The organism is Nitrososphaera sp. (genome assembly GCF_036397675.1).
Lineage (GTDB): Archaea > Thermoproteota > Nitrososphaeria > Nitrososphaerales > Nitrososphaeraceae > Nitrososphaera.
Map to the genome: position 1 here is coordinate 59,335 of NZ_DASWIL010000009.1, position 9,719 is coordinate 69,053.

General features: G+C 51.6%; 9 protein-coding genes. 5 read left to right on the plus strand and 4 right to left on the minus strand.

The window, feature by feature from the left end:
- Window position 1 precedes the first annotated feature (1 nt).
- Window positions 2-799 (minus strand): indole-3-glycerol-phosphate synthase, encoded by a 798-nt coding sequence (locus VGA14_RS01660; RefSeq protein ID WP_331002004.1) that lies wholly within the window; start codon window positions 797-799, stop codon window positions 2-4.
- Between the two features lie 73 nt (window positions 800-872).
- On the opposite strand from VGA14_RS01660, the gene VGA14_RS01665 reads away from it, so the two are divergent.
- Entirely contained in the window at window positions 873-2,027 is a 1,155-nt protein-coding gene (locus VGA14_RS01665) for a Cdc6/Cdc18 family protein (protein ID WP_331002005.1), read from the plus strand.
- Complete coding sequence (locus VGA14_RS01670; RefSeq protein ID WP_331002006.1) at window positions 2,024-2,308, plus strand: hypothetical protein; 285 nt, start codon at window positions 2,024-2,026, stop codon at window positions 2,306-2,308. Before VGA14_RS01665 ends, VGA14_RS01670 begins: the two co-directional genes overlap by 4 nt.
- On the opposite strand, the gene VGA14_RS01675 is transcribed toward VGA14_RS01670, so the two are convergent.
- Complete coding sequence (locus VGA14_RS01675; protein WP_331002007.1) at window positions 2,299-2,673, minus strand: hypothetical protein; 375 nt, start codon at window positions 2,671-2,673, stop codon at window positions 2,299-2,301. The genes VGA14_RS01670 and VGA14_RS01675 overlap by 10 nt on opposite strands.
- 85 nt (window positions 2,674-2,758) lie before the next feature.
- Here VGA14_RS01675 and VGA14_RS01680 point away from each other — a divergent pair, with 85 nt between their 5' ends.
- On the plus strand, window positions 2,759-4,369 hold the full coding sequence (locus VGA14_RS01680) for a CTP synthase (protein WP_331002008.1): 1,611 nt from the start codon (window positions 2,759-2,761) through the stop codon (window positions 4,367-4,369).
- On the opposite strand, the gene VGA14_RS01685 is transcribed toward VGA14_RS01680, so the two are convergent.
- Window positions 4,359-5,357 (minus strand): sugar kinase, encoded by a 999-nt coding sequence (locus tag VGA14_RS01685; protein WP_331002009.1) that lies wholly within the window; start codon window positions 5,355-5,357, stop codon window positions 4,359-4,361. The two genes, VGA14_RS01680 and VGA14_RS01685, sit on opposite strands and share 11 nt — an antisense overlap.
- 40 nt (window positions 5,358-5,397) lie before the next feature.
- Window positions 5,398-6,303: a PfkB family carbohydrate kinase gene (locus tag VGA14_RS01690; RefSeq protein ID WP_331002010.1), complete on the minus strand. Its 906-nt coding sequence runs from the start codon at window positions 6,301-6,303 to the stop codon at window positions 5,398-5,400.
- A 1,121-nt stretch (window positions 6,304-7,424) separates the two neighbouring features.
- Here VGA14_RS01690 and VGA14_RS01695 point away from each other — a divergent pair.
- Window positions 7,425-7,811, plus strand: a complete 387-nt coding sequence (locus VGA14_RS01695; RefSeq protein ID WP_331002011.1) for a response regulator — start codon at window positions 7,425-7,427, stop codon at window positions 7,809-7,811.
- A gap of 346 nt (window positions 7,812-8,157) precedes the next feature.
- Entirely contained in the window at window positions 8,158-8,661 is a 504-nt protein-coding gene (locus VGA14_RS01700; RefSeq protein WP_331002012.1) for a response regulator, read from the plus strand.
- Window positions 8,662-9,719 lie beyond the last annotated feature (1,058 nt).

A 9,719-nucleotide genomic window follows, 5' to 3' on the forward strand; every position in this document is an offset into this window, starting at 1 on the left:
TTCACAGGGCGTTGTAGAGTTCCGCCACCTTGGCGCCAATGTCGCCGGTCTCCATGATGCTCGTCCCAACCAAGAACGCGTCGGCACCGGCCTTCTTCAAGTACTGAATGTCTGTGGGTTTTGAAATGCCGCTCTCGCTTATTATGACGCTTGCGCCTTTGCCGTGTTTCTTTATCAGTCGCTCGGTGTTTGTAATGTCGACTGCAAGGTCTGACAGGTTGCGATTGTTGATACCTACAAGCTCGTACCGCGCTTTTAGACAGTCGGCATATTCATGGCCGCTGTGCGCTTCCACCAACACCTGCAGCCCCTTTTTCGTCGCGCGGTTATAAAGCCGGTCCATGTCAACTTCTGCAAGGTTGCGGTCAAACACCACCTTTATGAGAAGCACGCAGTCGGCACCGGCCTTTTTGGCCGCGTCGACTTGGACGTCGCTTACAACTATGTCCTTCATGAGGAGCGGTATTGCTACTGCCTTTCTTATTGCAAGCAGGTTATGGACGGAGCCGTCAAACATGTACGGCTGGGTCAGGACCGACAGTCCCGTGGCCCCTGACTCTTCCATCGCAAGCGCGATTTCTGCTGGCGTGTCAAAGGTGCGGATCTGTCCGCGCGAAGGCGACGAGAACTTGACCTCAGTTATTAGGGGAGCGTGCGGGCAGGCAAGTATCGCCTTTTTCAGGCTGATGGCATCGTGTGACAGCTCTCTCTCCAGGTCATAGACGCCCTCGTCTATCGCCTTGAAGGAATTTTCGACCAGTTGCTCTACGGTGTTCCCGGCCTTGGCAAACCTGCTCATGCAAAACTGTGCACGTGATTGCGGCTATTAATTCTATATCGATATATACCGACGTGACCGCCAAATAGTAGCGATGCCCGAGAGCACGGTATTTCTGGATAGATCCAAGCTGTCGCCACGGTTCGTCCCGGAGGAGCTGCCGCACAGGGAGGAGCAAGTGAAGCAGATGCAGCACGTGTTTTCCGGCGCTGCAGGAAACCCTGACAGGTTTCCATTGACAATCCTGCAGGTGATAGGGGTCGCAGGCATCGGCAAGACGACGACTGTCATCCGCTCCACAAAGATGCTTGAAGAAAAGTTTGCCAAGAACCGGCACAAGCTAAAGACGGCGTACATCAACCTGAAGTTGCAGGGCGGAAACAAGTTTGCCATCTACCGCTTTTTGCTCGAGCGTCTAGCGCCGGACCTGCCGTCGCAAGGCCTGAGTGCTGAAGAGATGCTGCGCTATTTGCTAAGGTACCTGCGTGACAACAACCAGTACGCGCTCATCGTCATGGATGAGATAGATTACCTGATAAAAACGAGCAAGGACTCGAGCCTCGTCTACGACCTGACCAGGCTCAACGAGTTCGAGCCCGAAAAGCCGTGCAACGTCAAGGGAGTGGTGTTCATCGCAAGGAGCACAGACTTTTACTCAAAGCTCGATCCTGCAGAACTGAGCACGTTTGGCAGGCTGCCTATGGAATTTTCTCAGTATACGTTGGAGCAGGCAAGCGACATACTTGCAAGCAGGTGTGAGCAGGCGTTCAACCCAAAGGCCATAGGCTCCGATGTCATCGACAAGGTGGCCAAGATAACGACTTCTGTAGAGGTGAACGGCGACGTGCGCTACGCGCTTGATTTACTCCTGTATGCAGGCAACTTGGCAGAGTCGCAGGGCGAAAACCGCGTGACTCTAGAGCACGTGCGCAAGGTACACGGCCAGACCAACCCAACAATAACGACAGAAGAAATCGAGCAGCTGTCAAAGAACCACGTCATCAGCCTTGTCGCAGTCGTCAGGGCGCTCAAGAGCAAGAAGAAGCAGTATGTTGAATTAAAGGACGTGCGCCTGCACGCGGTGGAACTTGCGGAGCAACTGGGAATCAAGAAGATAGAAGTCGAGGACTACCTCGACGACCTGAAGGCCCGCCGGCTGGTCGAAATGCGCTCGCTAAAGGAGATTGGCCTGCACGGCGCGTCGCTTGCTGAACTTGAGCCGGTGCTGATTGGCAGGATAAAGCAATGAGCCGAAAGGGAGCGATAGAGTCGGGCCTTGGGAGCATTGGCAAAATAAAGATACTCAAGGCGCTTGCCGAGGAAAACAAGATGGCGACGATATATCTCCTGCACAAAAAGACGGGTTTGAAGCGCGACGATATCAAGAGCAACCTAGACGACCTAGTGGAGATAGGCTGGGTCAGGGAAACAAAGTACGCAAACATGCTGTATGGCCTTGACCTTGAAAACGAGTACGTGGCAAGGCTCGTGCAGTTTTTCAGAGACGTCGGCTACACGGGTCAGCCGTAAAAGTTGACGTACCTGTCGTTGTCGTCGCCCCGGCTTTCAATAATGTAGAGGTTCCGGAACAGGATGTCGACTGCCGCCGCCTCTGCCAATTGGCCGGTTGCAACCTGGTACGCCGCTTCGTGTATGCCTAGGTGCTGCGTCTTTTCAGCAAGCGCCTCGCTTGTCATGCCGTTTTCCCGGGCGCGCCTCTCAAGCCCGCCAAAGATCCTCTTGGCGTGGTAGTTTGCGTGGATCTCTGCTGCTTCCTCGCTGTCGACGCTGTAGATTTCAGAGATCTTGGCCCCTATCTTGGCCTCGTCCTCCCTCGACGCGTCGGCGTGCGCGGCGTCAATTGCCGACTTGCCGCGCTGCCTATCCTCACTCATTTGTCAGAAAACGCGGGTACTTCTCATCTTGTTCTTATTAAGATAGCGCGAAAAGGAATAAAAAGGCGCGCTTCAAAAGTCTAATGTGCAGTCGAGGCCCAAGTTCATTTTCGTGACCGGAGGCGTCATGTCGGGCTTGGGCAAGGGCGTGACAACATCCTCGACTGCCAAACTCTTGCAGCTTGCTGGATATAACGTGTCCTGTGTTAAAATCGATCCGTACGTCAACTATGACGCCGGCACAATGAACCCTGTGGCGCACGGCGAGGTGTTCGTGACTGACGACGGCGGCGAATGCGACATGGACATCGGCAACTACGAGCGCTTTATCGACACTTCCATGACCAAGGACCACAACATCACTACAGGCAGGATATACCTGGACGTGATAGAAGCAGAGCGGGAAGGCAAGTACCTTGGCCAATGCGTCCAGATAATCCCTCACGTTACTGACGCCATAAAGGAGAACTTGAAAAAGACCACAGAAAAGGAGAAGCTGGACATCATGGTTGTGGAGTGCGGCGGGACCGTGGGCGACATCGAAAGCCTGCCGTTCCTCGAGGCGTTCCGGCAGATGGCCCTTGAGGTGGGCAGGTCAAACACACTTTTCATACACGTCACGCTTGCGCCCGTCCTTGACGTCGTGGGCGAGCAAAAGACCAAGCCGACGCAGCACAGCGTGCAGGAACTTCGCAGGATAGGCATCCAGCCAGACATTTTGGCGGTTAGGTGCAAAACGCCGCTTACCACGGACGCAAGACGTAAGATCTCGCTCTTTGCAAGCGTCGACCAGGAGAACGTCATTTCGTGCCACGATGCACCATCCATCTACAAAGTTCCTGAAGTCCTTGAAAGCCAGAAGATGCTCAAGGTCGTGGCAAAAAGCCTAACGCTAAAAAGGAGCAAGCCACGATGGGGAGACTGGAAAAGAATAGCAAGCTCATTTTCAAACTACAAGGGTGATGTCGGGATAGCAGTCGTCGGAAAATACGTGACGCTGCCAGATAGTTATGTCAGCGTTTACCACGCGCTCTCTCATGCAGGCGCCAAGATCGGCAAAAAAGTCGAGATCGACTGGATAGACTCGGAAAAGTTCGAGGATGGCGCGCAGAGAAAGGTAGCGTCGCTTGGCGATTATGACGGCATACTTGCGCCGGGTGGCTTTGGCAAGCGCGGGAGTGAGGGGATAATCGCGGCGGCAAGCTTTGCGCGCGAAAACGAGATACCGTACCTTGGCATCTGCTTTGGGTTCCAGCTCGCCATAGTCGCGTTTGCAAGACATGTTTGCGGCCTTTCCGGCGCAAACTCGACCGAGCTTGACGCGCACACCAAACACCCCGTCGTGGACTTTATGCCGGAGCAAAGAAGCGTGCACGACATGGGGGGCACGATGCGCCTTGGAGGCCACGACATCGCAGTCGAGCAGGGAACCATTGCACACAAACTGTATGGCGCAAATTCGATAAGGAGGAGACACAGGCATCGCTACGAGTTTAACCAGAACTACCTAGGCGCGGTGAAAAAGGGGGGGCTCGTGCTTTCTGCACACTCTGACTCGGGCAAGCGCATGGAGATACTAGAGATACCAAAGCACCCGTTCTACTTTGCCGTGCAGTACCACGCAGAATTTTCAAGCAGGCCTGGTAAGCCCGAGCAAGCCTTTGAAGGATTCGTAAAAGCGGCCGCTAGATCTTGAGCTCGTAAATTCTCTGCCGGGCGTCTCGCAGCGAAGTCTTTTTCTTGACGTATCCGCCGTCAATGAGGTGCGAAAGCGACAGCCTGACGGTGCGTTCTGGCAGCATGGTCCTTGACGCAAGCTCTTTCTGGCTAAGCGCGCCCTCGTATTCTAGCGTCTTTAGTATAAGTTTTGCGCTTGGTGGCATTTTCAACATGTCCTCTGCCAGCTGGACCTTTTTTGCCATGAGCGACGCGGCCGGGTCGCCGGCCATCCTGACGAGCCTTGCAGGGTACTCGTGTTTAAGGCATTCAAGCAAGTTCTTTATCCTGACGCGCCTGCCGCCGTCAAGCACGACTTCGCAGTGATAACGGCTGGTGATGTCGGCTATCTCTATCCTCGCGCCGCTCGGGACTACAAGCGGCCTTCTGGTGTTGTCAAGCGAGTTCACGGAAACTACCAGGAATACCTGCGATTTCTGCAGCACCATCGGGCCCCCTGCAGACATGGTATATGCAGTTGAGCCCGTCGGCGTAGAAATGATGACGCCGTCGCTCTGGTCATGCCAGATGTCCTTGCCATCTATCTTCAAGACATGTTCCATCAAAGTTGCACTCTTGCCCGGGAAGACTGCGACATCGTTGAGCGCCGGCTCTACCTCCTTGCCGTCCACCCTGACTTTAAGCCGCATGACTTCGTCGACCTCGTACTCGCCCCTCTTGAGCCTGCGTGTCGCCGGTTCAAGGTCGCGCACTTCAAGCTGCGCAAGAAAGCCGGTCGAATCGGTCTCGTATATCCCTAGCACCGGCGCAGAAGCAGCTTCTACCTTGTGGAAGTAGTTGAGTATTCCCCTGTCGCCACCAGCTACCAGCACCATGTCGACTTCGGACGCCGCCTTGTAGTCGTCGTTCATTATCTGCGACCGGACGCCAAGCGCTTCAAGTGTCTTTTTCATCTTGGACAAAAGGCCGCCATCCCTCGAGTCAACGCCCCAAAGCGCTACCCTCATTGAACGCCTGTGTAGGCGCAACGCCTGATTTAAAGCTAGGTCAGACGTCCTTGAAGCCGACCGTGTTGTAAAAGTACGAGGCGCTTGACTCTATCTTGGACATTGTTGGTATCTTGGCAAGGCCGGTTTCGCCCGTTTCAAGCGCCGCGCGGAGCGCGCCGGCGCCAAAGCACAGCGCCCACAGCGGATCCTTCTCTTTTATCAATGCACATGTAAATGCGGCCGCAATTATATCGCCCGCGCCCGTGGCGTCCGGCGTATCGATGTCGCGCAGTTTTATCCAGTAGTGCATGTCTTTGTGCAACATCTGGATGATTCTATGTTCGGTAGCAACGACAAACTCTACCCCCTTTGCCTGCAATGCCTTCATGCCGTCTACGCCCTCAAGGCCACCCGTGAGCGCCGTCAGTTCCTGCCTGTCTGCCTTGACCGCGGTGACCCCTGCAAGGTCGAGGTCAAGAGCGTCTTTTAGCGTAATCTGACCGGCATGGCCCACGTTTCTCATGTAGCCCTGTGGGTCGAGCATCACAAAGTTCTTTTTGCCACGGTTTTTCTTTATCGCTTCAAGCGCAGCCGGAGGTATTTCGTCGATGACTGGGCTTGCAAGCCAGCAATCAACTTTCATGTCTGCGATGTCCTGTTCTGAAATAGGATTGCATCTTGACTGAAGTATCAGTCGCCGCGGCTCGCTGTCAGTTTCAAGCGTAAACCGGGTGGTTCCGCCATCTGTAACGTTGCGCTCTTGCAGCGTGATGTTGTTGTCGCGCAGGATATTTCGTGCGCTGTCTGGAAAATCGCTGCCGACCTTTGTCGCAAGTTCCACGTCAAACCCAAACCGCCTTGCAGTTATTCCGCAATAGCAGGCAGGTCCGCCCACGCTTTCTACGGCGCCGCCTCCGCTCTTTATTGTGTCAAGCACGATGTGAGAGACGACGCCTATCTTCAAGCGAGAGATTTGTTTTGCGCCGCATAATAAAAGGGCTTATTTTGACAAGAATGGAGTAATAATTCGGCCATAATTTTAGGACGTGGTCGTACACCTCGATAAGAACGCCCGCGCCTCCTCTTTCGAGCTCCCAGGTGACGAGTGAACTAGTTCAATCGTCAATTGTCGGATGTCTAGCACTAGACATTTCACTTCTGCCCTTGGAAGATTCGGACTTTTCGGAGTCTTTTGCCTCGAGCACTAGGGGTTCCCCCCGCAGACACAGCTTGCGCTTTTTGGATTGCTTCTTTACGTAGGACTTGCAATCATGCTCTTTCTCAAGACCAGTCGCAGCAAACTAACAATCTTGAGTTAGCGGCTCTCACAGGGCTAATTTTCAAGCTTGTTGGAACGTCCACTTACGCATTGATGTTTATCTAGTACCGCCCATTCTTATTTTTCTAGACAATGAGGAGGGAGCAATAGGTAGTGAGCTCTCACACAGAAATTCCGCCATATTTTATCTCCATGGATGGGGACATGACTAACGTCTTTGGTTTATGGCCGGTAGATCTAGAGAGTTACCCTTGCCCACGCGACCGTACGAACAATAACGTCCTTGTAATGACCAACCGGGGAAACTTCCTCTACTGCTTTGATTGCGGGATTTTCTATTCGGAAGGAGGAGAGTGGGGATATAGAACATCTTCGGCGGCGCTTGAGCGAATGATACAAGAAATTAGGACCCCACATTCGGACTCCCATTCAAGTTAGCGGAGCTGGGTAGCTAGAACACCATCAGTTACCAGTGTCTGAGAAATGTTGAATCCATCCAATAAGGCGAGTTCGTGAAAAGATAAAGGATCGGAGTGTCTAGACCTGTCCGTTGATTAAGCTTTCCAGCACCACCGATGGATTTGAAGGAATGGACAATTGATATTTTGGCGAAGACGTGGCCAAACTTCTCGTCAAGAGATTAAGAAGATACCTACGAACGCAGAAATAGAACTCGGCGATCCTTATGATGCAAAGCCGCAGACGAGCTTTGAAAATATCAGTAGCCACGACGATCTCAGCTCTTTGTGCATGTAATCTAATCTGACACCCATCAAACCTTATACATTTACAAAGCACCTTTTGATATGAAGTCAAAAGTGCTGGTTGCGGAGGATAACGGCGACATGGCTAAAATGTGCCGTATCGCGCTTGAACTCAAGGGTCACACTGTGGTGATTACCCGTGATGGTGAAGCATGCGTCAGGACGTACAGGGACGCGGTGAACAAGCTCGACAAAGAACCCTCTCGGCACGAACCGTTTGACATCGTCATTTTGGATTGTAGGATGCCCAGGATGGATGGCGTCGAAGCTGCAAAGGAAATATTTGCCATGAACAAGAGGCAGCGGCTGGCGTTTGCGGCCGCTCACATCGGTAAATCCAAGGACTCTGTCAGTGAGCGTTACCGCGTAGAGATCTTGCAAAAACCATTTGAACCGAAGGAGCTCATCAAGCTCGTTGAAAACGGATGAGTAGGTGGGGGGTATTACGCCTTAAGAATGGCGTCTTACAACCCCTATCTGAAGCAAAAAGTTCTGATGTGAAACAGAAGTGAAATTGGAGGCACGTGGCCACTCTTTGTTCGGTACTCGGGCGCGTCTGTTGTCTGAGGGAAACCATTTGTTCCTACGTTAGTTCCGGCGTCATTTAAAAGCAAAAAAACACTAGAGAAAATGATGCAACCAATACGACGAATGTTCTGTGTCGTATGCAATGCAGTCCATTTTAGAACCTTAAAAAATATTGTGGAAGGTCCAATCTATGTAAGGAGATGCCACACATTGATGTGTATATCCAGAAATGTTGGGTATTAAACGAATGAATGTTCTCATCGCTGACGACGACATATTAATAATTAAGCTATATCGAGTCGCGTTGGAATCCAGAGGACATACAGTTACGAGTACGTATAACGGAAGAGAATGCGTCGATGTTTTCAAACAAGAGTTGGCAAGGGTAGGGCCCGATGCTGATCCATTTGATGTGGTCGTAATGGACCATCGGATGCCTAAAATGGATGGTGTGAAGGCAGCAGGGGTAATAATCGAGCTAAGACCGAACCAAAGGATAATTTTCATAACTGCCTGTGCAAGAGAGACATTGAAGGCTTCTGTTCAAGAGATCGGTCAAGTGGTATCGATCCTTGAAAAACCGTTCGAGCCTATTCTGCTTGCGAAAGTAATCGAGGACATTTTCACATTTAAAGACCTTGCAGAAATAAACAAGTTACTAAAAGTAATGTATCACAATACCTGTTCAGAAGTCCAAATTACCCAACTGCATTCCCTCTTGAAGACAATACAAAAAATAGGACTGAGTTGACAATTACTGCATATTGCGCAAGCCACGTTATGAGTCCGTAATCTCGCGCCATAGTTGCCATAGGAATATCCGACTCTTTTTTTCCTCCCTTACTCTCTATCACTTCTACGTAATCTGAAAAAGAGTGGCAAAATGCCCTGTCAGCTATGGCGCGAAGGCGCCTAGATACTTGGTCTTTCCATATTACATGGTAAAACCGCGGTAAAACCCGGTAAGACCATGCGTATTACAGTTTGTATTACCGCGATACATTGGGTAAGATTCCCAGAACGACATGGTATAAGGATGAAAAACATGGGTGGATTCAAATTGCGCGCATTATCAGGTAGCTTTTCATACAGATTATCGGGCCCTAAGGAGCCGATTAGCAAAAGTAGTGATTACGTGTGCTAGGCATGTTCGGAACGTACTACTCGGCCCGAGGACCGGTAAGGACAATTAGTCATTGGCTTTCTAGAATTCTCATACTATGTACTGTCGTTGGTCGCTGGTTATGACTGGTATCTGAAATATGAGCAAAGGGTGTCAGTAAGTAGCTCCTAAGTTCAAATAGCAAAAAAAGGAAGAGGGAATGGGCCCTAGCAGCCTGTAGCTTGTCTTATTGCGTTAGCATCGCTAATGAACCCGGCTGCTTGTTCTGGAGTCAGTTTGCCCGAACTTAACTTGGCATTTACATTTGCGATAAAGTCATCTAGCTTACCACATACGGCCGAGTCGTTATCGGGGTTCCCATCGTTCAGTATCTTTTGGACTTGTTTTAGTGGTGCCAGAGCAGCTTGATTGACTGTCGGTGATATCATGTCGGTAATTCTTGCCAAGTGCGCATCTTCGGATCCAATAAGTCGACAGCAGGTTAGGGTCACGTATCGGCCGAAGAGTAAAGACGAGAAGCCGCTGTGGAACAGCTCGGGCGCAAAGGCTATGCTGCCTTCTGCAGCAGGCGCCCCCTCATCTGTTTTGCGTCGCTGGAATCTCTAGCAACAGTTTTGCGTGCAAATAGCGAAGCCCCCATCGCAGCCGCTCCGAGTGCCACGCTCGCCAGAGCCAGTCCAAATTCT

Bases quoted from the DNA above. Each gene is read 5' to 3' on its own strand.
- VGA14_RS01660 (WP_331002004.1), bottom strand. From the start codon at position 799: ATGAGCAGGTTTGCCAAGGCCGGGAACACCGTAGAGCAACTGGTCGAA.
- VGA14_RS01665 (WP_331002005.1), top strand. From the start codon at position 873: ATGCCCGAGAGCACGGTATTTCTGGATAGATCCAAGCTGTCGCCACGG.
- VGA14_RS01670 (WP_331002006.1), top strand. From the start codon at position 2,024: ATGAGCCGAAAGGGAGCGATAGAGTCGGGCCTTGGGAGCATTGGCAAA.
- VGA14_RS01675 (WP_331002007.1), bottom strand. From the start codon at position 2,673: ATGAGTGAGGATAGGCAGCGCGGCAAGTCGGCAATTGACGCCGCGCAC.
- VGA14_RS01685 (WP_331002009.1), bottom strand. From the start codon at position 5,357: ATGAGGGTAGCGCTTTGGGGCGTTGACTCGAGGGATGGCGGCCTTTTG.
- VGA14_RS01695 (WP_331002011.1), top strand. From the start codon at position 7,425: ATGAAGTCAAAAGTGCTGGTTGCGGAGGATAACGGCGACATGGCTAAA.
- VGA14_RS01700 (WP_331002012.1), top strand. From the start codon at position 8,158: ATGAATGTTCTCATCGCTGACGACGACATATTAATAATTAAGCTATAT.